Origin of the sequence: Paenibacillus ottowii, from assembly GCF_050516475.1 — a bacterium.
In the GTDB taxonomy this organism is placed as follows: Bacteria; Bacillota; Bacilli; order Paenibacillales; family Paenibacillaceae; genus Paenibacillus; species Paenibacillus ottowii.
On sequence record NZ_CP191577.1, the window covers coordinates 924,568 to 948,047 of the forward strand.

A 23,480-nucleotide genomic window follows, 5' to 3' on the forward strand; every position below is an offset into this window, starting at 1 on the left:
GCAGTGCGGGTTATTTTTTGCCCAAAAGCAAATTAAATGATATCCATGCTCATGATGAGGAAGCCACCGTCTTCCCCTTTTTGCTGTTGGCCAGTCGTTGACGAGAACGAGCGTTTTGAGCATTCGTATTTTTGATAAAAAACGCTAAAATTAAAGCTGTCACACTCAATAGTGTTGCTATGATAAAAGCCGAGTTAATACCGTAAATCGTAGCTTGATTACCTGCAGCCAGCATTGCTGCTTTGTCCGTAACATTCAGTCCCTCAGATGCGACAATCGTGGTCAAACGGTTGCTGGTCTGAGAAGACATCACCGTCACCAGAATAGCAGTCCCAATTGAGCCGGAAATCATCCGCAGCGTATTGCTCATCGCCGTACCATGTGCATTCAAGCGTTGCGGAAGCTGATTCAGTCCGGCCGTTTGGATCGGCATCATCAGCAAAGACATGCCGAACATCCGTACCGTATAATTGATTAACAGTGTCATATAAGTGGTTGATTCGGTTAAACGTGTAAATTCCCATGTCGTTACAGTCATAATCAACAACCCAATTACAGACAACCAGCGTGCCCCAATTCGGTCAAAAATAGCCCCCGTCACAGGAGACATAATCCCCATTAGAATTGCTCCCGGTAACATTAGCATACCAGACTGGAGTGGTGTAAAACCGCGAATATTTTGCAAGTAAATCGGAAGCAATATCATGCCGGCATACAAAGCCATCGTCACAATCACATTAATGATTGTCGTCAAGCTGTAAACATCATATTTAAAGATACGGAACTCCAGCATAGGCTCATCTACCTTCAGTTGGCGGACAATAAATAAAATAAGTGCTATCGTCCCAACGATGAGCGTAGACAGGACCGGAACACTTCCCCAGCCCGATGTTCCAGCATCACTAAAGCCGTATAACAGCCCACCGAAACCAAGTGTAGATAAAATGACGCCGAGAATGTCCAGCTTAGGCCTCGATTGCTCGGTTACATTTTTCAGAAAAATAAATCCAATCACAATCGAAATTATTGAAATTGGCAGGATGATCCAGAATAATACTCGCCAGTCATAATGCTGGACTATATAACCGGATAAGGTTGGTCCAATGGCTGGAGCAAACCCCATCGCAAGCCCCAGCGTTCCCATTGCACGGCCACGTTGCTCTATTGGGTAGATGTTCAAGATAACGACCATCATTAAAGGCATCATAATCCCTGCACCCGCAGCCTGAATAAGCCGACCGATCAGCAATATGCTAAAACTTGGCGCTATAGCACATAACAATGTCCCAACTGAAAAAATAGTCATTGCACTCATAAACAATGTACGAGTGGAGAAACGGGCAATCAAGAATGCGGTCACCGGGATCAATACCCCGTTCACGAGCATAAAGCCTGTGCTAAGCCATTGAGCTATATTGGCATCTACACTTAGATCACTCATCATTTTCGGTAAGGCTACACTTATTAACGTCTGGTTTAGTATCGCAACAATGGCGCCAATCAACAGAGCGGCCACAATGGGGGCTCTGCGAACATTACCTGGTAGTGTCATTTGAGGACTGCTCAAGTTGATTCATTCCCTTCGATGTTAATTTCATGATCATTTGTTTGTGGATATCCAGGACCATCTCCAACTGCTCCTTCGGGATATCCAGAATAGGCAAGACACGCTCCATCCACATGGCGTCTACCTTTTGCATAATGTCTTTCCCTTCTGGCGTTAGCGTCAGTACTAGAGATCTGCGATCGTGCTCATGCCGTCCGCGGACGATATATCCCGCTTTGGTCAAGCGGTCAACTACTCCGCTCATAGAACTGCTTCCCACATGAGCTATCTCTGCCAGCTCAGATAACCCAATATTGGGGCGTTTATTCAAAATCGCCAAAGCCATGTGCTGAATCGCCGTCAGATCCAGATGCTGCTCCTCATTCCAGAAAGCATAAAATATGGTCTTGTTAACCTCCCTTACTGATTGAATAATCCGATACACCTCAAGTCTGTCTTCCTCTCTGTTACTCACTAGAACCATCCTTCTTCCTATTACCCAATTCGCTATCCTTATACATAAACTATTAACTATTTGTGTACGAATTGTTATTTATTCATAACTGTTATTTTATCATCTCTTATATAAATGTCAACATTTCCATAAACACCACCTATGAAAGAACACAAAAAAACGCGGACATGATACCATGATCGGTATTGATCCGCGCACTTCTATTGACCTTAGATGCTAATCTGCTGTGTAGCAGCTACATTTCATGTATCCACTCGTCTGACTATTCCGCTCGCTCTATTTGTTCCTTTATACCCTCATCTTCACTGGCTGATACAACCGTTTTCGTCTTCGTTGTAATTTTTCCCAACAAATAAACCAACAAATTCTGATTGTGCTGAGATATCCGGTTTAGTGCAGAACCCAGAAAATCGTCCCGGATTTGCAATCCGCGCTCCACTTCTTCTCTGCCTTGATCTGAAATAACAATCCATACAATTCTACGGTCCTTTACGTCTCTGAACCGGGTGACCAGTCGATTCCGCTCCATCCGATCCAGTAGCATCGTAACTGCCGCAGGTGTGGTGGCGAGATATGGGATTAGTTGAGACGGCTTCATGCGGCCGTATTCGTTCAGAACCTCCAGCACCGTGAGTTGAGCCTCCGTTAGTGATGGGGCTAGTTGCTGCTCCATATGAACCTTGTAATCCTTAGCCATTCTGGACCAGATTTTTGCAAATTCGGTCGTTTGCATTTTGCCTCACTCCTTTAAATAACAGGGTCAGTAAAAGCATCAAAGTTAACGTATCGGCCACCGTCCGAATTGTAATTCATCACATTAAATTTTCGCCATTTCCCCCTAGTTTCCTGCCGTTTTTGGAGTATCAAATGAAAAGGGGAAGGAAGTCTCACTTCGGATTTGGAGGCAAGTCAAGGTTCGACAGCATGACGGCAAAAAGGTCCTCATTCGTGCCGGAATGGCACGTGAGGACCTCTCTTTTTCGAGCTAAAAAACGCTTGACTTTATAATTATTCTACTGCCTGTGAACTCTGGGGCTCACTACGCGGCAGCACATTTACAATTTCGTCCTTCTTCTCCACAGGAGCTAACAGCTTGCCTGTATCCTTGCGGTCAGTTAAAGGAGCTTTTTCCGAAAGGAAAGACATCGTCTGCCCTTCTGATGTGATGACAAATAATTGAACAGCTTCACGACAATAGAAGGCAGCCACGATTCGAGTTCCGTTCGAACGCACCCGCTTGCCTTCTTTGAATTCGAAGGTGCTGATTCCTTTACCGCCTCTTCCCTGAGAAGGATAATCCAGCAGAAGCGTACGCTTGCCGTAACCGGATTCGGTCAAGACCAGCACCTCTCCTTCGTCTTCTTCTACCCATAGCGCTGCGACAATCTCATCGCCTTCTGCCAGTTGTATACCTTTGACACCCGCTGAAACGCGGCCCATGGCATTAACCTCTTGCTCCTTGAAGCGTATGCTCATCCCCGTACGGGTAATTAACATAATATCCTTGCTATTGTCGCTTAACGTTACTGATAATATCTCATCGTCGCCAGCCACCTTGCAGGCTGCTACAGCACTGGAGCGCTTTGTGGCATATTCCGTAAGTTCTGTTCGTTTGACTTGCCCTTTCTTCGTTACAAACACCAGACTTTTGCCGATTTCCTCCATGTTTTTGATAGGAATAACGCTTACGATACGATCTTCCTTCGCTAGCGAAATGACATTGACAATAGGAGTGCCCGGCTCTTTCCACTTATACTCCGGTACCTGGTGCACAGGTAGCAAAAAGTATTGTCCACGCTGGGTGAAGACGAGCAGCACGTCAAGTGTATTCACGTCAAGGAACTGGGTTATGTAGTCCCCTTCTTTAACACCGGAGTTGGAACGTTCCCCGCCAGAACGAGTGAACGAAAGCATACTCGTACGTTTCACATAGCCATCCTTTGAGAGGGTCAGCAGCACATCCTCTGCCGCAACCATGACCTCCAGATTTACCTTAATCTCTTCTACCTCGCCCTGTATCTCCGAACGACGGTCAATGCCGTACTTTTCACGAATTTCCAGCAGCTCCTTGCGGATCAGACTGATCAGCTTGCGGTCACTTTCCAGAATGGAACGGTAATGGGTAATTTTTTTCTGAATGTCCGCAAGTTCTTTTTCGAGGGTGGTAATCTCAAGATTCGTAAGACGGTACAATTGCAGAGTCAAAATGGAATCCGCCTGCCGTTCACTAAAGCCAAACATCCATTGCAAATTATTTTGTGCATCCTGACGGTTTTTGGAAGCTTTAATCGCCGCGATGACCTCATCCAGTATGTTCAGCGCTTTGACTAAGCCTTCCAGCACATGCGCGCGGTCCTCTGCCTTTTCCAGTTCAAATTTGATACGGTTTGTGACAACTTCGCGCTGGTGTGCAATATATGCTTCCAAAATGGATTTTAACCCAAGCTGATGCGGCGCTTTGTTTACGATGGCTACCATATTGAAATTATAAGCGACCTGAAGATCGGTTTTTTTCAGCAGATATGCCAAAATACCTTCCGCATCGGCTTCCTTCTTCAGCTCGACAACAATACGCAGGCCGTTTCGTCCACTCTCGTCACGAACCTCGGCAATCCCTTCTACCTTTTTCTCCAGACGGATATTTTCCATAGCGGTTACGAGTCTGGATTTAACAACCTGGTATGGAATCTCTGTAATAACCAGTTGCTGCTTGCCCCCACGCAAAGACTGAATTTCCGTTTTAGAACGGATATAAATACGTCCTTTGCCTGTTCTGTAAGCATCCTTGATGCCTTCGCCACCCATAATGAGTCCACCAGTCGGAAAATCCGGGCCTTTAATAAAGGTCATGATTTCTTCCAGCTCGATCTGTGGCTTTTCCATCACTGCAATGGTGGCGTCAATCACCTCACGCAAGCTGTGCGTTGGAATTTCAGTTGCAAATCCTGCTGAAATCCCGCTTGAGCCGTTTACCAACAGATTAGGATAACGTGATGGCAGCACAACAGGTTCCTTGGCTGAATTATCAAAGTTATCCTTGAACAAAACCGTACGTTTTTCGATATCACGCAGCATTTCCATTGCGATCGGAGACAAGCGCGCCTCCGTGTAACGCATAGCTGCTGCAGGATCATCATCCTGAGAACCCCAGTTGCCATGACCATCCACCAGTACGTGGCTCATTTTCCAAGGCTGTGCCATCCGTACCATACCATCGTAAATAGATGAATCACCGTGAGGATGGTAATTACCCATAACGTCCCCAACGGTTTTGGCGGATTTGCGATATGCTTTTTCCGGAGTATTACCCGAATCGTACATCGCGTACAGAATCCGGCGCTGCACGGGCTTTAATCCGTCCCGCACATCAGGTATTGCCCGATCCTGAATTATATATTTGGAATATCGGCCAAAGCGGTCACCGACCATTTCCTCCAGATAAGCTGGCAAAAATTGCTCCGATAAGCTCATGTCTACACCTCATTTAATAGCACTACTCTACGTATTCCGTGAAATCCACGTTTTCCACGATCCAGCGCTTACGCGGATCTACCTTGTCACCCATCAATGTGGACACACGGCGTTCAGCTTTGGCAGCATCCTCAATCTGAACGCGCAACAGGGTGCGTGATTCGGGATTCATTGTCGTTTCCCATAACTGATCAGGATTCATCTCCCCGAGTCCTTTATAACGTTGAAGCTCAAAATTCCGTCCAAATTCTTTTAGGTAATTATCAAGCTGCTCGTCAGTCCAGGCATAACGAACCGTTTCGAGCTTACCCGACTTGCGGGTTATTTTATACAATGGCGGCTGAGCAATAAATATGCGTCCTGCATCAATGAGTTCTTTCATGTACCGATAAAAGAACGTCAGCAACAGTACTTGAATGTGCGCGCCGTCTGTATCTGCATCGGTCATAATGATGATTTTGGAATAATTGCTGTCTTCCAGTGAGAACTCTGTTCCTACCCCCGCGCCAATCGCTGCCGTAATAGCACGGTACTCATCATTTTTCATAATATCCGCCAGCTTTGACTTTTCCGGATTCATCGGCTTGCCCTTTAACGGTAAAATAGCCTGGATCTTGGAATCCCGACCCTGTTTGGCCGATCCTCCAGCCGAATCGCCTTCCACGATAAATAACTCATTACGTGTAAAATCTTTAGACTGCGCAGGGGACAGCTTACCATTCAAATTAGAGCTTTCACTGCGCTTCTTGCCAGAACGCATTTCGTCCCGAGCCTTACGCGCAGCTTCACGTGCTTTGGACGCTTGAACTGCCTTTTTAATCAAAGTTTGCGCAATCTGTGGATTTTCCTCCAAGAAACGCTGCATCTGTTCAGATACGATGGCATCCACTGTACTCCGTGCCGAAGCACTACCCAGCTGATCTTTTGTCTGACCGACAAATTCAACCTCAGCCATCTTGACACTGATTACAGCCATCATACCCTCACGTAGATCGTTACCCTCCAGGTTTTTATCCTTTTCCTTCAACATCGCTGTTTTGCGTGCATAGTCATTCATCACACGAGTGTAAGCGGTTTTGAAGCCTGTTTCATGCGTTCCCCCGCCACGTGTTGGAATGGAGTTAACGAACGAAGCAATCGTCTCTGTGTAGCCAGCATTGTATTGGATAGCAATCTCCACTTCAATGTCCTCTTTCTCAGCATTAAAGTGAATAACATCATGCAGTACATCCTTGCCCTCATTCAAAAAAGCAACAAACTGACTCGCTCCACCCTCATAATAATATTCATCTGACTTTCCACTGCGTTCGTCTTTAAGCTGAATACGAAGGCCGGAATTCAGAAAGGCAATTTCCTGAAGGCGCTCAGCCAGTGTGTCGTAGTTAAAATGGATACCTGCCTGAAAAACGCGAATATCCGGTTTAAATGTAATTTTTGAGCCCGTCTTGTTAGTATTGCCCAGCACTTCAAGGCCTGTGGTCGGTTCACCGACATGCTCCACGCCCTTCTTGTCCTGCCAATATTCGAACCGCTGACGGTGAATCTTGCCGTCCCGGTAGATTTCCACTTCAAGCCATTCCGAAAGAGCGTTCGTTACAGACGCACCTACCCCATGCAGACCTCCGGACTTTTTATATCCCGAACCGCCAAACTTACCTCCGGCGTGCAAAATGGTGAATACAACTTGAGGCGTAGGAATTCCCATTTTATGCATTCCCGTAGGAATACCGCGCCCGTTGTCTGATACTGTAATAGAGCCGTCCTTATGCATTGTGATATCAATGCGAGAGCAAAACTTGGCAAGATGTTCATCCACCGCGTTGTCTACAATTTCCCATACCAAATGATGCAGTCCCGAAGGACTGGTGCTCCCAATGTACATGCCCGGCCGTTTGCGAACTGCCACAAGCCCTTCGAGCACTTGAATGTCGTCCGCGCCATATTCTGAAGCTCCGTTCTGTTTACCGGAAGCTCCCGCAGACAAGTCGATTTTGTCGACCATTCATGCTCCCCCTTTGTCTAATCGTAACCGTGTTTTGCCTTATTCTTGATGGTTTTCACCAAAAATGCAAACAGATGTTTTCTTTTACCTTGTCCATTTTAATTCAATATATCCCGTTTCGTAAAGACGGCGAATGAAACAATCAATGCCGCAGCCCCCCAAATGCCTAGTACAGCTAAAGAAAACGGAAGGGTCATTCCCTCAATCGGGGCAGGGCTTCCAGATAAATAATCGGTTAATCCCAGGTTAACCATAAATAAATATTTGGCGCTCTGCCAAGATGAAGCCATGTTGGTCAGGATAGTGCCCGAAATAAGCGCAGCCATCATGACCACGATACTTGCTGCTGTACTACGCACCAGAACAGATACCATAAAGGCTAACGAAGCAACGACCAGACTGACAAACCAGATCAATCCGGCTTGCAGTATCAGATAATGCCATTGTGGAATTGCATGGACAGCAGACATATTCACCGTCGACCCCACAATTTGAAAGCCGGTAAATACCGGGACATTAAAACCACGAAAGCCAAAAAAAAGGCCTGAGATGAGATAACTAATGACAAATAAGGCCAAAATGATGAGCGATACGAACATATACAGTGTCAGCAGCTTGCTCAGCAGTATTTTCCACCGCCTGACTGGCCGAGTCAGCAACATCTTTATCGTGCCTGTCGTCCTTTCTCCTGAAACCAGGTCCGAGGCAATGGCCATGATCAATAATGGAACGAACAGGTTTATGGAATTATCCATAAACTCTCTGGTAAAAGTGACCCCATTCGGCTCGTTAGGATTCACGTCATTTTCTAAATAATATTGCATCTGCTGCACAAAGACACGGCGGTAGGTCTTCCATTCCTCTGGAACCCTATCGCTGCCCAGCGAGTTTTGGTTATCGGTAATGGCCTGACGTAGTTCAAGCCGCCAATCATTGCCGAATTTTTCGCGATTGTTTTGTGCCACTTTCATCTGAGCATACGTAAAAATCGGCACAAGCACCAGCAAAACAAGTAAAATGACATAAAATCGTTTCTTCTTGATAATTTTCAGGGTTTCATTTTGTACGAGCGGTAAAATATTATTCAAGTATCTCACCTTCCGTCATTTTCAGGAATAGTTGCTCCAGCGTAGGATTGATTTTGGTTACACCTTTAACGGAAATACCGGAAGCTGTCATGTGTGCGACCAGCTCCGCAATATGCTCTTCATCCATTTCTGTAAAAATAGCATCGACTCCGCTAGCTGCAACAATACTGTCATCAATGAATTCATCGACATTCGTAATTATTTGCACATACGGAGAATTTTGCAATAGGGCAAGGCCCTGATCGCGAGGTTCTAGCTGCCATACGGCCATATGCGAGTGGGTTTCAACCAGCTCCCGCACCCCACCAACAGCTAGCACCTTGCCTCGACTTATAATTGCCACACGATCACATAGCAACTGGATCTCGCTGAGCAAATGGCTGGAAACAAATACAGCCATACCTTCTGACGCCAACAAACGAATAAAGGCTCTCATCTCTTTGATTCCCTTAGGGTCTAGCCCGTTCGTCGGTTCATCCAAAATGAGCAGCTTTGGTCTGCCAAGCAAGGCTTGAGCTATACCAAGGCGCTGACGCATCCCTAGTGAATATGTACTTACCTTATCATGGATGCGACGATCGAGCCGAACCAACTCAACCACTTCGCGAATACGCTGTTCATCTACACCAGGCTGCATCCGGGCAAAATGCTCTAAATTCTCCCATCCTGTCAGGTAGCTGTACACCTCTGGATTTTCCACAATAGAACCAATATGCTGTAAAGCCTGCTCAGGGTCACGATTTACATTATGACCGCATATGGTAATTGTCCCTTCCGTAGGCTTAATTAAATCAACTAGCATACGAATAGTCGTCGTTTTTCCAGCACCATTGGGACCGAGAAATCCGAAAATTTCACCCGCGCGGACATCGAACGTTACATCATGAATGATCATTTTGCGTTTAATGCGTTTCTTAACATGCTGAACAGAGAGCACGATTTCATTATTGCTGCTGTCTCTGTCTGTGCTACCAACCTGAATGGAGGAATGAAGACGGGACGCTGCATCCATAGATGACGATTCTTTGGTTACCACAGCATCGGTCTTGTCAGCAGATTGGATGCTCATTACTTATTCCCTCCCTTTTTCTCTTCTGCAGGTTGGCTACTTGTAGACTGTTGTTTTTGATCGACATGATCAGATTCCTTCGTGGCCGTAACAGCAAATCCTTGTGCGATACGCTCAGCGATGGCCTGGTAGCCCTGTCCGTTTGGGTGAAAATGATCAGAAGATAAATAGACAGGCAAATTTTGCTGAAATAAATCGAATGTCGGAACCAGCGTCATGTTACTATTTTGGTTGGTAATGGCCATGGCAGCCATATTCCATTCAGTTACCACAAGATTACCGGGAATTTTCATTTCCTTCAGGTCACTAAATGGATTATATAATCCAACATAGATGATTTTAGCATGGGGATTGATTTTTCCTAGCTTTGTCAGTACCTTTTGCAGACGCTTGGCTGCATCAGGCAGGGCTTTGCGCAGACCGCTGAGTGTAGGCGGCTCCTTTCCGGTTTGGGCAGCCTGAGCGCCCTGGAACAAATCATTTCCGCCAATGGAAACTATAATCACATTAGCTTTCTTCAGTACATAAGACACACCTGGCTCATCCAGCTTGGTTAAAAGTCCTTGGGTCGTCAATCCATTAATCCCCAGATTATTGATGAGCTGTGCCTTATGTCCTTCCTGATCATTTAATAAAGTCACCGACCGACGCACAAAACCACTTCCGGAGTCATCCCCCGTTCCTTTGGCTAGCGAATCTCCAATGGCAGCTACGCGCAGCTCTCCCGCTTGAGCAGTAGCCGATGGTGCAGTTTGTGTCTGCGATGAACCGGAATGTACAGGCTGATTACTTACCAATGGCTCTGGAACTGTGATGCTTTGTATTGCTGCAATAAATCCGTACATTAATAGCAGTGTGGCGGCAATGGAAACGGAACCGACAGACCGCCAAATCCATTTTGATGAATTCACTCGTGTTCCCTCCTGATAGCTTAGTGAAATAAACATAAAGCTTCTTATGTCATTTTGCAAATAAACCGATCTGATTCAAGCGAAACATAACGTTTGGAATCCCACATCATTTTCCACGAACATACTAAAAAAGGATGACAAATTGCCACCCTTTTATCCTTTTTTTGTGTCAACAACCTTCCCTCTTATCAGCAGTGAAATGAAAGGAACTATTTACTATCAGGAATAAAACTTCTGATCCATTGTCCAAAACTGCCCGGATTTCGGCTTTGGATCAGCACTGTTCCTTCACCGCGAAAACGACAGACAAGGGCTTCTCCACTCGTTACGCTGGACAACCAGCCTTTGGATGCTTTTTCTATTCTATAATCCATATAATCCGGCCATGCCACTAGATGAGCATTATCAATAATACGCTCTTCTCCTGGCGCGATATAAATGGGGTGAATGGCTCCATAAGAGGACAGGAATACAGTACCTCGACCACTGATTTCTACAATAAAAAAACCTTCACCGGAAAATAAGCCTTTCATCAGGTTTTGCATTTTGGTACTAACCTCAATCCCTTCCGTACAGGCCAAAAAACCGTCCTTTTGGACCAATAGCCTATATGTCCCGTCCAGTTCCACTGCTTGTACATCACCTATGCTTGCGGGGGCTAGCAGTACTTCAGCAGGTCCCCGGGCTGCCCTCAGCTCTTGAAAAAAGAACTTTTCTCCGCTCAACATTCTGCCTAAACCACGTAACAGTCCACCGTCTACCGTCCCCTTTATATCTACACTGGAAGACATGGAAACCATCGCTCCCATTTCTGCTTTAATAGTTTCTCCAGGGTTTAGCCGTACCTTAAGCATAGCAAAGGCACCTTCATGCACGATTTCGTAGCTCATTTGTTCACCTAGCTTTCCAAAAGTAGTCTGCTATCCATCCAGCTTACTGCCTATCATACTATAACCATGTCCCTTATGTCTTTTCAGGTATAAAACAATGATTATGCCTGAAGAGACATGAGCGATATCAAAAGACCCGCTGAGCATTGTCAGCGGGTCTCACCATTAGCGTTACATCAGAATCTGTTGGTACACAGCGAATGGCGTTTGCAACATTTTTCTATCAACTTAGTTACGTGTGAACTCTTGTACCCAATATCCATTGTAGTAAGCCACACCAATTTGTGTATATTCTGCCTTCAAAATATTTTCACGATGTCCCTGACTATTCATCCAGGCAGTCATTACTTCTTGTGGTGTTTTTTGTCCCATTGCAATGTTTTCACCTGCATACGTATAAGTTACACCAAATTTTTTCATCATATCAAATGGTGAACCATACGTCGGAGAGGTATGGGAAAAGTAATTATTCGTGCTCATGTCCTTCGCCTTCGCTAATGCTACTTCTGTGAGCTTTGCATTAGATGTGAGAGGCTTCAGACCTTTTTGGCTGCGTTCGTTGTTTACCAGCTTTACAACCTCGGCTGCAAATTGAGACTTGCTGAGTTGCGCATTAGAATCTGAAGACTGACCTGCGCCGGAGTTGGTGTTTTGTGTTTGTGTTTGTGTTTGTGTTTGTGTTTGTGTTTGTGTTTGTGTCTGTTGCTTGGTAGCAGAATTTGAAGCATTTTGGCTACCCTGATTCGTCGTTTGCTTGCCAGAAGAAGGATTCGCATTGTCCGGATTAGTAAAATCCTTAATGACTGTCTTCGTTATTGTCGTTGTCCCGTTGGACATATTGACTGTGTACCCGTTATTTTGAAGCCATTGTTGTAATTGAGCAGACAAATCGTCAGCTGGTGAAGCTGATGCCGGAACGATGAATCCTGCGGATAAAACGGCGCTTAGGCTTCCCATCACCAGTGTTTTTTTCAACATATTCTTCATTTCGTCATCTCCTTGTTGTATAAGTGCCTTGGTGTGAACTTTTCAGGTTACAACTTTGTAATTATTACTCTAGCAGTATATCATGTTTTATAGCATCAGCAAGGTTATAAAAGTTGGAAAAAAAATAGCCCTGCTCGGCAATGGCCAACAGGACAAAGTTAAAAATAGTGAGGCTTTAAGTACTAGATTGTTTGTTACAGGCTGATTATCTAAGCTTTTTGCTGAAACGATAGCCTTGCTTTTCAAAGCCGATTCGATTGTAGAAAGCACGGGCCTCCACTTGTTTGATGCGGTTATTCGCTCCAGTAATGAATAAATGGTAGCAGCCTTGCGCACGCCCCCACTCCTCACCACAAGCAACCAAACGCTTGCCAATGCCTTCGCCGCGATACTCCCCGCTCACGACCAGCATGGTGATTTGTACGGCAGGATCAGGATAGGCCAGGCTTTGAGCCGTATGCATGCCGATTACACCGACAACACGACCATCCATTTCTGCAACCATCATATTTGCTTGGCTGTCCTCTTGCGTTGTTCCCATAACTTCTTTCATAACACCACAAGTCATGGGGTATCCGACTTCTCTGAGTAGTCCAGTTACAGCTTCGCAATCGCCAAGCTCTACGGAACGAATTGTCAGTACTGGAATCATCACACTGTTAGACATGATTTACCTCCACTTTCAGCATATTGGCAGCTTCTTTGGCTATCTTTCGTGCTGTTTCCACATCTTCTGCAGCGCTAAGCGCTACAGCCATCCGGCGTCCCGGCTTGGTTTCAGGCTTCCCGAACACTCGCACCTGTGTCCGGGGTAGCAATAATGCATCATGCAGACCGCTTATTGAATAATCGCGTGTAGCCACTTCTGCCTTCAAGGTAGCTGAAGCACCTGGTGTAAGCAGCGTGACGGATGGCACCGGGAATCCGAGAATCGCCCGAACGTGAAGCGCAAATTCAGACAAATCCTGCGTAATCATGGTCACCATACCAGTATCATGCGGACGCGGGGATACTTCACTGAATATGACGCTATCAGCCGTTAAAAACAACTCCACGCCAAACAATCCGTAACCACCCAGTTCATCCGTAATCGTACGGGCAATTTCCTGTGCCTCCGAAAGCTGCTTGTCCGTCATGCCATGAGGCTGCCAGGATTCGACATAATCTCCATCCTTCTGAATGTGGCCAATCGGTGGGCAAAAAGTCGTACCTGATACCGATCTGACGGTCAATAAGGTGATTTCGCTCTCAAATGGGACAAAAGCTTCAACAATGACACGTGTCGTTTTGGCACGTGCGCCTTCCAGCGCCGTATTCCAGCAGGATTCTGCGTCTTCGAGTGTCCGGCATACAGACTGCCCTTTACCCGACGAACTCATCAAGGGTTTGACCACGCATGGCGTGCCCAGCTCTTGAACCACCGACCGTAACTGCTCAAAATGATCTGCAAAACGGTAGGCAGCAGTCGGAAGCTGTAACTTCTCGGCAGCCAGCCTGCGGATACCCTCCCGATCCATCGTAAGACGGGCGGCCCGGGCCGTTGGTACTACGTGAAATCCCTCTTGCTCTAATTCTTCCAAAGCACCCGTAGCAATAGCTTCGATTTCAGGTACAATTATGTCGGGCTGTTCCTTGCGAATTAGTGCTTTCAACGCCTCAGCATCCTGCATGTCCAGACAGTGAGAGCGATGGGCCACCTGCATTGCTGGAGCCAGCTCATAGCGATCAACAGCAATACATTCCACGCCAAGCCGCTGAGCTTCAACAATGACTTCTTTTCCCAATTCGCCGCTACCCAGCAGTAACATCTTCTTAGCCTTGGCAGAAAAAGGAGCACCCCACATCTTGAACTCTTCCCCCTCTGATGATATTGCTCTGATCTCTTTTCATCTTTATTTTCAGGGTTTAGCTCCAAGAATGCAATAGTGCTCGGCATGAAAATTTACAAAAAACGCGATTTTTTGATCTTTTTTTTACAAAAATCTGAACTGTGCTTCCACCAGCCCCCGATATATTCCATGTTTTTTCATCAATTGTTCATGATTACCACTTTCCTGGATTGCCCCATGGTCCAGCACAACGATATGATCAGCATTCCGGATGGTGGACAAACGGTGAGCGACCATAAAAGAAGTTCTACCTTCCAATAGTACCTGTAGAGCTTCTTGAATTTTCAACTCCGTTTCCGTATCAATGCTGGCTGTAGCCTCATCCAGAATAAGAATTCGCGGATTAGCCAATAAGGCACGAGCAAAGGATAAGAGCTGACGTTGGCCCATGGACAGCATCCCCCCACGCTCCTCTACTTCTGTTTCGTAGCCATCTGGTAACTGAACAATGAATTCATGAGCATTGACTGCCTTCGCAGCCGCTTCAATTTCCTCATCCGTCGCATCCAAACGGCCAAATCGGATATTATCGCGTATCGTCCCTGAAAAAACAAATGTATCCTGAAGCACGATGCTAATCTGGCTGCGCAGGCTCTCCACCGTGACATCTCGCACATCATAGCCGTCAATGGTAAGTCGCCCTGATGTAATGTCATAAAAACGGCTGAGCAAATTAATAATGGTACTTTTACCTGATCCGGTATGACCCACAAGCGCTATGGATTGCCCCGCCTCGACAGAAAGATTAATACCTTTAAGCGCCTGACGTCCCTTTTCATATTCAAAAACGACTTTTTCAAATTGGATATCCCCCCGAATAGGCGGCAAGACTTTTGCTCCCGATTTGTTCGCAATATTCGGCTGTTCATCCATGAATTCAAAAATTCTTTCTGACGAGGCCATTGCAACCAGCAGTTGATTATACATTTGACCCAACCGATTAATCGGCTCCCAAAAGTTCCCTACATAGTTGGCAAACGCAACCAGCAAGCCCACTGTAAGCTGATCTGTCTGGATTAGATGAGCTCCAAACCAGAACAGCACAAGCGTACCAAATCCACCGGTAATATCAATAAGTGGGCCAAAGACCTGATTCATGGCAGAGGCCTTATCCCACGACTTTTTACTGGAGCTGTTCATGTCGTCGAAATAAGCCATGTTTTCCTGTTCCTGCGTATACGCTTGCGTCACACGAATTCCCTGAATGGATTCATTCAAGTGAGAGTTGATGCGCGAGTTCTTCATGCGTACTTCTTGCCAGGCGCGACGGATGCGTACACGCAGCTTGGTGGAGATCAAAAACATGATCGGAACGGTCACAATCACCGCCAAACCGAGCTTCCAGTTAATAAGCAGCAAAATAACAATAATTCCGAGAAGCTGTACGCAATCAATGAGGACATTCACTGCACCGTTCGTAAAAAGATCCTGTAGCGAATTAATGTCATTCGTCACGCGTACTAATACAGAACCCGCTGGTCTTTTATCAAAAAAGTTAAACGAAAGCTTCTGAATATGCTTGAACAAATCTTCACGCAAATCGTAAATAACCCGTTGACCAATAATATTGGTGAATTTAATGCGGTACGTATTGGCTGCCCATTGAATTAAATACAACAAGAGCACGGCACCTGTGATAAGCAATAGTAACTCTACGCTCGGCAGTGCAGGCCATGCGGGAGCAATGGCCTTGTCAATGGCCAGACTGATCAAATATGGAACCGTCAGCTTAGTAATCGTGCCAAGAATCATCATGACCAGAAGAATCGGCAGAATCTGACGGGCATAAGGCTTCATATATGCTAGCAAGCGTTTGAATTCCACCCAGTTAAACGGTTTGTCAATAACCTCATCATCTTGATAGACAAAGCGCTCATTGGTCGGCTTTTTTAACGGCTTAGTTTTTTCTACAGGAATATTCATGGTCTCACCTGCCCTTCGGATACACCGTCTGGAGCCTCCGCTATGTAATCGGCGTATTGAATATGATACACATCTTGATATGGTCCTGGGGTAGAAATGAGCTGTTCATGGGTTCCCCGTTGAACGATTCGTCCTTCCTCAAGCACCACGATTTCATCGGCATGACGAAGCGAGGAGATTCGATGAGCGATAATAAACGTTGTGCGTCCACGCATAACCTCTTGAAAACCGGACTGAATTTCATGCTCTGTTTCCATGTCGACCGCACTGGTGGCATCATCCAGTACGAGTATTTTCGGATTTTTGAGTAATGCGCGCGCGATGGCGATCCGTTGTTTCTGCCCTCCAGACAGTCCCAGACCACGTTCACCGACGACAGTGTCATATCCCAGCGGTAATTCAGTTATGAATTCATGCGCCTGAGCCAGCTTGGAAACACGTATGATGTCATCCATACTGACATGACTTAATCCATATGCAATATTGTTGCGTATAGAGGACGAGAACAAAAATGTCTCCTGAAATACAGACGAAATTTGAGCACGTAAATCACGAACTTTCAAATGGCGTATATCTTTGCCATCTAACTTGATGCTTCCCGCATTCACATTATAGGCTCGCATAAGTAGTTGAATAATGGTCGACTTCCCGGACCCCGTTCCTCCTAAAATCCCAATGACCGATCCTGGTGGCGCATCCAGATTAATGTCAACAACAGCAGGCAGCTTATTTCCATAAGCAAAGGTAACATGTTCAAACGTCACATGTCCTGTCACCTGATCGGTAGTAAGTGTGAGTGCATCAGCTTCATCAGTTACATCTATGGACTGATTCAGCAGCTCCAAAACCCTCTCACCGGAAGCTTTGGACTGCGTATAGTTATTGATATGAAAGCCAATGCTCCAGATGGGGCCAATAATATACCAAATTAAGCTAAAGAAGGCGACGAGTTGCCCCAAGGTCATTGACTTCTGTATAACCAGATATCCACCCATTCCCAAGAGAAGAACCACACTGACCGAGGCAATGAGTTCCATGGCAGGAAAAAATCGACTCCATAAGGAAGCAGCCTGAATTTGGTTACTTTTATACTGTTCATTGCGTACGGAAAATTTTTCAACTTCATAGGCTTCGCGGGCAAAAGATTTAACGGTTCGCACACCTGTTATATTTTCTTGTACCGCTGTCGTCAGGGCGCTGAGAGCAATTCGCATTTCCTGAAAGGTGGGATGAATCCGAGATTCAAACTTGAAAGTGACGAAGAGTAACAATGGCATGCTGATCATCGTAAAGAGGGTGAGCTGCCAATTAATATACAGCATCATAATAGAGCCGAATACAACCATCAGTAGCACATTGAGGAGCTGGGCAAAACCAAATCCGATAAAGTTGCGAATCGCCTCCAAATCACCAGTCAGACGGGACATAAGATCCCCTGTTTTGGCAGTGTCATAATATCTGAAGGACAAAAATTGCAGCTTCTCGTAGCAGGCATTGCGAAGTCGATACGCCAAATAGTTGCCTAGCCGTCCACCAAAAAAGCCATGTAAAAATTGCATAAATCCTTTGATAATCACGACTCCCAGTACAGTCAGAGCCAGAACCGGAACTTTGTCGAAGTCACCGGGGATGATAGCGTTATCAATAAGCCGTTGGAGCAGGTTCGGATACACCAGTCCGAGGGCCGTCGCTATCGCAAGGCATAGAATGGAAAGAAATAGATAATGTCTCCTCTCGCGAAAAAAAACTTGCAGTTGCCTGAGCACTTCCATGTCAAGTCCCTCCATTAGTTGCACGACGTTGTTATATGGCTTAGTGAAGTTTACCATCCGTATTCCCAGGCGGCAAAGAGGATAACAGGTCGTTTTCAGGCAGGTTCGCAATTGGCAGGTGATTAGACAAATTAAATCGCTTTCTTATCATTGAATATGGCTATTTCCTCAGTTTTCCTGTCTTTTTGAAGTATGCTTAAAACACCGGATTGTCCCACAACCCGGTGTCCTGACCTTATGGCAATCATAAATATATTTATATGGATTCCAAAGCCGCAATCTGACTAGCAAGCTCTTCCCAAACTTGTGGCTCCTCACCACCCTTAAGTGCATGCTCCATGCCTCGAGTCGTCTCCAACATTTGCTCACGAAGCTGTGCTTTCTGCCATGTTTGTTCTTCTTGCATCATTGCAATGTAAAAAGAAGCCATTCGCTCTCGCTGATGATCCACAGCTTCCCCGATTAGCTGGCGCAATATAGGCTCTAATCTGGTTTGTAAATTCGCGCGACCCGTTCCTTCAAAAAATAGCTTTGGATTTTTAAAGCTATTCCAGTAATCCTTCCACTGAATGGAATCCTGCAAGGAAATATCGATTAGCTCGGGAACAGCCCATTCTCTGAATTCAGGAGCTGTACAGCCTAACCCAGTTAACTGATGGTTCATGTGATCTACGCACTCTTGTATAGCCTTGCGCACCAAGGATTGCCCCGTTTTTTCCAGTCTGAGTGTGGTTGCTAGCAATTCCTGAGACAGCTCCAATTCGATCAATCGCAGCAGCTCACGACCACAAGATGCAAAGGCCGAACGAAGATCACCTACTCCTTCACGCAGGACAGATGGATGAAACGCTTCAGCCATAAATTCACCCGTTCGGTAGGCAAGCCTTTGACGTACATGATACAGCAGTTCATCAGTTTCGTCCGACAACACGGATTTACCATGGCTGCCAGTTGAACCAAGGAGCACATCCTCCAGCTCCCCACGAATTCGGGTTAATTGCTCTAATCGGACCTCACGCTCCTCAGCGCTATAGCGAGCATCGGCAGCATGTTGTTCTATCCGGTTCCGCAGCCGTCTCAGCTCCTGCATAGCAGATGCAATGGACAAGCCTGCCAACTCTTCGGCTGCAAATGCCGAAAAGTCATTTTCAAACGCATCAAATCGTGAAGCTGAACGCAGCGAAACCTCTCCCTGCTCGGCTGCTTCCAACGCCAGCATGCTGGAAAGCGGATAAATACGCGGTTTGCGGATTCCGTTGGCTTGAAGCTGTTCCTGTACATGCTGAGTTACAGAATATAGTTCTTCTTCAGAAGAAGCCAGGTCGGATGCATTGACGATAAAAAATGTCTGATCCAGCGCCAATGTCTCTTTGACTCGGCCCAATTGATTCAAGAACTGCCGGTCCCCTTGTGTAAACGCATGGTTATAGTAAGTCACAAATACAAGGGCGTCTGCATGCTTCATATAGTTGAAGGTCACGCCCGTGTGCCGTGCATTTACAGAATCGGCACCTGGCGTATCTACCAGCACGATGCCCTGACGAGTCAGAGCGCAATCATAATAAAGGTCGATATGCTCCACGAAGCATGACTTGCGCTCGGATGCGACAAAATCTCGATATTGCTCTAAATTTACCTGAAGCTGTTGCCCAAGCAAGCTTTCAGCTTCTTCCCATCCAGCTGCAGCGGCTTTTAAAAAGCTGTAATGAGGCCTTCCCGCAGGATGAATGCCTTCCGGTGATAACGCATTTACGGCTTCTTGCCAGTCTACAGATGCTGGTTCGCCCAATCCTAATAACCGAAAAGAGTATTTAAGATCTTCTCGCAACGCATCCGCTGACTTCATCTGGACGTCAGCCGTGGCATGACGCTCATGACTTGTAGGCGCCATAATGCGGTTAATCGCCGCTGTCGTCGGATGCGGGGATACGGGCAACACCGCTTCGCCCAGCAAAGCATTGGCAAAGCTGGATTTGCCGGCGCTGAACGCTCCGAATAGCGCCAGTGTGAACCGCCCGCCCTCCAGTGCAGCGGCGCGTGTATGCAAATCCCGAACAGCCGCCTGCATGGCAGGGTACGGGCCTACCAATGCAGCGGCGGTCTTCAATCGTGTCGCCGCTGCATCCAGCCGCGTACGGCGGCCACCCGCGGCAGGCTGTGCTGCGGCGGCCGCATCTACCCGTGGCTGTACCGACGCGTCGTGCGAGCCAGCGATATCTGAACGCACGGCAGCCGTTGCTGCCGCAGCTGGCGGGGCAACAGCGGCGGTATCGGGCGCAGGAGCAGGCGTGTCCGCACGGGGCAACCCGTCAGGCGCGGAAGCCTGCGGCAGCAGGCTTCGCAGCAGGTCGGCGTGCGAAGCCAAGGCTTGCACGCGAGTGCTATAGCGGCTCGCCGCGTCCGCCTGCGCGAGCAACGCAGTGCGCGCATCTGCGAGAGCCTCGCGGCGGGCTTGGGCTCGCACTGCAAGCTGGGCCAGCAGGCGGTCTACCAGCGCCAAGGCCTTACGGCGGCAATCAGCGGTCACAGCAGCTCGTAGGTCCTTGCAATAGTTCATCGTATACTCTGATGACAAAGCATTTTCCTTTACTGTCTGCTCTACCAGTTGCCGATCCATCACAGGGCGGATGTCATCCAGCTCCTGCTCCATCGCAGCAGTCCACAGACCTTGAGCCTCTCCCCAAGACCTCAGTAACTCACGCACATGAGGCAACAACTGTCCCTCTACCTGATCAGTCAGCATCCCTGCCAGCCGGTCCAAACGGCGTTCCTTTTCTCGCTCAGTCTTTCCTCCGGCAAACCATAGTCCTGTTTTAAAGCCCGGTTTGCGGCTCTCTAAATATTCGCCCGCTGCTTCACGTAGCTCCGCAGGCGTGAGATGTGCGTGTTCTAATAGATGATCCAGCTCTTGACGCAGCCGTTTATGCTCCTGCTCTGGCAGCATCCTCCAGTGTTCATCTTCTTGCTGCAAGGTTTTCTGCTCTATGTCCAGGCGCAAAATAGCTTCTTCTCCACCCGCTTCTTTTAGCAGTGTGTTCAGTTCCTCTTCTTCAGCGGTCTGCACCGTCTCTACATGCTGCTCTACCAAATGGCGCATGGAGGACACTAAACTATATCCCAATAATTCTGTTTTGCGCTCCAACAATTTCGGAATCAAACGCGTCAGCTGCTCCCACTGATTCCACGGGTGATTCTGCTCCTTCAAGGAAGTAAACAGGATGTCTGTGTAATGTACCTGCCAGGCATGAAAGCTGTTTTCTACCTCATTACGATAATGTGTAAATGATAGCTCCCGCTCTCGGTGTTTATCGATTTGATTGATGATCAAATATAACGGCTTGCCCCAATCCGACAAACTTTTGGCAAAGGACAAATTATTTTCAGATTGAACATGATTGTAGTCCATCACATAAAAAACAATATCAGCCCAATGTAAAGCTGAATGTGTCGCCATCGCGTGTCCGTGGTCTGTGGAATCTACACCGGGTGTATCCAGCAGCACTCCTCCGCCAGATAATATCGGAATATCCTCCCATACTTCAATTGATTCATAGGCTCCACCATTTTTACAATACTCAGCAAGCTCAGATAAGGAGGCTTCCACGATTTCCGGCTCCGGGTTTTCCAATGATTGGGCTGGATGAATAAGCGCTCTCGAACGTCCATTGCGGATAGACACTACATTAGCGCTCGTAGGCACCGGTCCAGATGGGAGCACGGTTTTACCACACAGGCTGTTAATCAAGCTCGATTTACCTGCTGAAAAATGTCCACAAAAGGCAATGGTCAGCTCTTGCGCATGCGCTTTTTCCAGCAAATCTCCTACCGCCTTCGCTCCTGCTACATCCCTTGCTTTACACAAGGTATCCTGTATCTGTTCTATCGTATTCAACCACTTTTCCGCATCTCCTGTAATCGTTTGCATCATAAGCTACGGCTCCACTCCTTGTTTCTTATCTGCACCAAATAGCTATATTGTAGCATTCTTAAGCCACTGTGAGAATCATCACATTAAAAAAAACTAAAAAAGCGCTCCCTGCCTGTACCTGGCTTTTGGGAACGCTGTTCTTGTAAATGACAACATTCAGAGGGTCTATCTTTCGTTGTTTCAAATCGTTTGATGACTTTCCCGATGAGATTCCATTTGATCGAATCTCCTGGTAAGTACTCAGGATGACACTCATGAATTTTCATCAAAGCCCTCAAAGGGGCAACGATGAAGCAAGATATGTAAACAACGGGTGAGCCTGCTTCCTGATATTGAAATGTAAAACCGCACTGGCTGAAAGAAATCGTCCATAGCCAGCGTTTGATGATGGTCTGTACAAAATATGCGCCTTCGGGCTGGTTAGACCAGCCGAGCCGCCGATATCGGAACATGCAAAACACATGTCGTCCGCTAATTGCACTTAATTAGCCGCAGTCTCAAGCACTGGCAGCAAAATTTCAAATACTTGACCATGCTGTAAAATCGTAATTCCACGAGATTTGTCCTTCATTACGACCACTTCTGGCTTTTGTGACATACGCTCCAGGTAATGCTCGGGTACATCACCAGAATGACTAACTGTGATTCCCTCTAGCTCGCGTTCTTCATTTTCAGCAAACTCTGTTGTTACAATTTGCTCAAAAATATCAGAGAACGCTTCAAAATTGTCTGTATATACCGAAATGCACTTCATTACTCTTCATCCTTTTCTACACATAAATGGTTAAACCCTATTACCTAAATAGGTCTATCGGGTCTTTAGGCTCTACGTTTCTTATCTTTTCTGATAAGAGACGTTTTCATACGTTTCTTGCCTTCCCTGCATACATCAAGCAATGGACATACCTGACATTGAGGGTTTTGAGCTTTGCAATGGTAGCGTCCGAAAAAAATGAGCCGGTGATGGGTCACAGACCATTCATCCCTAGGCACCCTTTTCATTAGCTTTTTTTCCACCTCAAGCACTGAATCATTCCACCCTGCAAAGCCGAGCCGTTTGGAAACGCGCTCTACATGCGTATCTACTGCAATAGCTGGTACATCAAAAGCAGTAGATACTACGACATTAGCCGTCTTGCGGCCAACACCGGGTAGCTTGACCAGTTGATCATGCTCCGAGGGGATCTCTCCCCCGTACTGGTCTATTAAAATACGGCAGAGGTTATGAATATGCTTGGCCTTGTTTCGGTACAAGCCGATTCTGCGAATATCCTGCTCCAGTTCCTCAAGAGGAACTGCCAGATAATCCTCAGGTGACTTGTACTTTTGGAACAGGTCTGCCGTTACTTTATTGACCATCTGATCGGAGCATTGAGCAGACAATAACACGGCAATCGTTAATTCAAAAGCATTGTTATGGTTCAGCTCACAATGGGCATCCGGAAACATTGTACCGATGGTGTCCAATATATGACGTGCGGTTGCTGCATTCACGGAAATCCTACCTCCTAGCAAAAAAAACGTCTTGA

17 protein-coding genes are annotated in these 23,480 nt (G+C 46.6%); all 17 read right to left on the reverse strand.

Features of this window, described 5'->3' with window-relative positions; genetic code table 11:
- Window positions 1-49: 49 nt before the first annotated feature.
- Window positions 50-1,552, reverse strand: a complete 1,503-nt coding sequence (locus ACQQ6X_RS04315; protein WP_305165053.1) for a DHA2 family efflux MFS transporter permease subunit — start codon at window positions 1,550-1,552, stop codon at window positions 50-52.
- A complete protein-coding gene (locus tag ACQQ6X_RS04320) occupies window positions 1,536-2,021 on the reverse strand; it encodes a MarR family winged helix-turn-helix transcriptional regulator (protein WP_305164366.1) in 486 nt (161 codons plus the stop codon). Before ACQQ6X_RS04320 ends, ACQQ6X_RS04315 begins: the two co-directional genes overlap by 17 nt.
- Window positions 2,022-2,283: 262 nt before the next feature.
- Window positions 2,284-2,754 carry a MarR family winged helix-turn-helix transcriptional regulator gene (locus ACQQ6X_RS04325; RefSeq protein WP_063213403.1) on the reverse strand — a complete coding sequence of 157 codons (471 nt, stop codon included), beginning with the start codon at window positions 2,752-2,754 and terminating at the stop codon, window positions 2,284-2,286.
- Window positions 2,755-3,029: 275 nt separating this feature from the next.
- The gene (gene gyrA / locus ACQQ6X_RS04330; RefSeq protein ID WP_305164367.1) at window positions 3,030-5,492 is read right to left on the reverse strand and encodes a DNA gyrase subunit A; all 2,463 of its coding nucleotides are present in this window, start codon (window positions 5,490-5,492) and stop codon (window positions 3,030-3,032) included.
- A gap of 22 nt (window positions 5,493-5,514) precedes the next feature.
- Window positions 5,515-7,494, reverse strand: coding sequence for a DNA topoisomerase IV subunit B (parE, locus tag ACQQ6X_RS04335; protein WP_305164368.1), 1,980 nt, complete (start codon window positions 7,492-7,494; stop codon window positions 5,515-5,517).
- A gap of 98 nt (window positions 7,495-7,592) precedes the next feature.
- Window positions 7,593-8,582, reverse strand: coding sequence for an ABC transporter permease (locus ACQQ6X_RS04340; RefSeq protein WP_305164369.1), 990 nt, complete (start codon window positions 8,580-8,582; stop codon window positions 7,593-7,595).
- Window positions 8,575-9,651 (reverse strand): ABC transporter ATP-binding protein, encoded by a 1,077-nt coding sequence (locus ACQQ6X_RS04345; RefSeq protein ID WP_305164370.1) that lies wholly within the window; start codon window positions 9,649-9,651, stop codon window positions 8,575-8,577. The genes ACQQ6X_RS04340 and ACQQ6X_RS04345 overlap by 8 nt, the downstream gene beginning before the upstream one ends.
- Complete coding sequence (locus tag ACQQ6X_RS04350; RefSeq protein WP_305164371.1) at window positions 9,651-10,598, reverse strand: GDSL-type esterase/lipase family protein; 948 nt, start codon at window positions 10,596-10,598, stop codon at window positions 9,651-9,653. The genes ACQQ6X_RS04345 and ACQQ6X_RS04350 overlap by 1 nt, the downstream gene beginning before the upstream one ends.
- A gap of 173 nt (window positions 10,599-10,771) precedes the next feature.
- Window positions 10,772-11,452, reverse strand: coding sequence for a TIGR00266 family protein (locus ACQQ6X_RS04355; RefSeq protein WP_064796459.1), 681 nt, complete (start codon window positions 11,450-11,452; stop codon window positions 10,772-10,774).
- Window positions 11,453-11,680: 228 nt separating this feature from the next.
- Complete coding sequence (locus tag ACQQ6X_RS04360) at window positions 11,681-12,439, reverse strand: CAP domain-containing protein (protein WP_430493533.1); 759 nt, start codon at window positions 12,437-12,439, stop codon at window positions 11,681-11,683.
- 205 nt (window positions 12,440-12,644) lie between these two features.
- On the reverse strand, window positions 12,645-13,106 hold the full coding sequence (locus tag ACQQ6X_RS04365) for a GNAT family N-acetyltransferase (protein ID WP_063213410.1): 462 nt from the start codon (window positions 13,104-13,106) through the stop codon (window positions 12,645-12,647).
- Window positions 13,099-14,283 carry a formate-dependent phosphoribosylglycinamide formyltransferase gene (gene purT / locus ACQQ6X_RS04370; protein ID WP_305164373.1) on the reverse strand — a complete coding sequence of 395 codons (1,185 nt, stop codon included), beginning with the start codon at window positions 14,281-14,283 and terminating at the stop codon, window positions 13,099-13,101. The genes ACQQ6X_RS04365 and purT overlap by 8 nt, the downstream gene beginning before the upstream one ends.
- A 129-nt stretch (window positions 14,284-14,412) precedes the next feature.
- The gene (locus ACQQ6X_RS04375) at window positions 14,413-16,251 is read right to left on the reverse strand and encodes an ABC transporter ATP-binding protein (RefSeq protein WP_305164374.1); all 1,839 of its coding nucleotides are present in this window, start codon (window positions 16,249-16,251) and stop codon (window positions 14,413-14,415) included.
- The gene (locus ACQQ6X_RS04380) at window positions 16,248-18,023 is read right to left on the reverse strand and encodes an ABC transporter ATP-binding protein (protein WP_305164375.1); all 1,776 of its coding nucleotides are present in this window, start codon (window positions 18,021-18,023) and stop codon (window positions 16,248-16,250) included. Before ACQQ6X_RS04380 ends, ACQQ6X_RS04375 begins: the two co-directional genes overlap by 4 nt.
- Window positions 18,024-18,279: 256 nt before the next feature.
- Window positions 18,280-21,951: a dynamin family protein gene (locus ACQQ6X_RS04385; RefSeq protein ID WP_305164376.1), complete on the reverse strand. Its 3,672-nt coding sequence runs from the start codon at window positions 21,949-21,951 to the stop codon at window positions 18,280-18,282.
- 481 nt (window positions 21,952-22,432) lie between these two features.
- Window positions 22,433-22,705 carry a hypothetical protein gene (locus ACQQ6X_RS04390; protein ID WP_013310628.1) on the reverse strand — a complete coding sequence of 91 codons (273 nt, stop codon included), beginning with the start codon at window positions 22,703-22,705 and terminating at the stop codon, window positions 22,433-22,435.
- A 65-nt stretch (window positions 22,706-22,770) separates the two neighbouring features.
- The gene (nth, locus tag ACQQ6X_RS04395; protein WP_305164377.1) at window positions 22,771-23,445 is read right to left on the reverse strand and encodes an endonuclease III; all 675 of its coding nucleotides are present in this window, start codon (window positions 23,443-23,445) and stop codon (window positions 22,771-22,773) included.
- Window positions 23,446-23,480: the final 35 nt, after the last annotated feature.

Excerpts from the sequence above, each read along its gene's own strand:
- ACQQ6X_RS04315 (WP_305165053.1), bottom strand. The coding sequence starts at position 1,552 with ATGACACTACCAGGTAATGTTCGCAGAGCCCCCATTGTGGCCGCTCTG.
- ACQQ6X_RS04325 (WP_063213403.1), bottom strand. The coding sequence starts at position 2,754 with ATGCAAACGACCGAATTTGCAAAAATCTGGTCCAGAATGGCTAAGGAT.
- gyrA (WP_305164367.1), bottom strand. The coding sequence starts at position 5,492 with ATGAGCTTATCGGAGCAATTTTTGCCAGCTTATCTGGAGGAAATGGTC.
- parE (WP_305164368.1), bottom strand. The coding sequence starts at position 7,494 with ATGGTCGACAAAATCGACTTGTCTGCGGGAGCTTCCGGTAAACAGAAC.
- ACQQ6X_RS04345 (WP_305164370.1), bottom strand. The coding sequence starts at position 9,651 with ATGAGCATCCAATCTGCTGACAAGACCGATGCTGTGGTAACCAAAGAA.
- ACQQ6X_RS04350 (WP_305164371.1), bottom strand. The coding sequence starts at position 10,598 with ATGTTTATTTCACTAAGCTATCAGGAGGGAACACGAGTGAATTCATCA.
- ACQQ6X_RS04355 (WP_064796459.1), bottom strand. The coding sequence starts at position 11,452 with ATGAGCTACGAAATCGTGCATGAAGGTGCCTTTGCTATGCTTAAGGTA.
- ACQQ6X_RS04360 (WP_430493533.1), bottom strand. The coding sequence starts at position 12,439 with ATGAAGAATATGTTGAAAAAAACACTGGTGATGGGAAGCCTAAGCGCC.
- ACQQ6X_RS04365 (WP_063213410.1), bottom strand. The coding sequence starts at position 13,106 with ATGTCTAACAGTGTGATGATTCCAGTACTGACAATTCGTTCCGTAGAG.
- purT (WP_305164373.1), bottom strand. The coding sequence starts at position 14,283 with ATGTGGGGTGCTCCTTTTTCTGCCAAGGCTAAGAAGATGTTACTGCTG.
- ACQQ6X_RS04375 (WP_305164374.1), bottom strand. The coding sequence starts at position 16,251 with ATGAATATTCCTGTAGAAAAAACTAAGCCGTTAAAAAAGCCGACCAAT.
- ACQQ6X_RS04380 (WP_305164375.1), bottom strand. The coding sequence starts at position 18,023 with ATGGAAGTGCTCAGGCAACTGCAAGTTTTTTTTCGCGAGAGGAGACAT.
- ACQQ6X_RS04385 (WP_305164376.1), bottom strand. The coding sequence starts at position 21,951 with ATGATGCAAACGATTACAGGAGATGCGGAAAAGTGGTTGAATACGATA.
- ACQQ6X_RS04390 (WP_013310628.1), bottom strand. The coding sequence starts at position 22,705 with ATGAAGTGCATTTCGGTATATACAGACAATTTTGAAGCGTTCTCTGAT.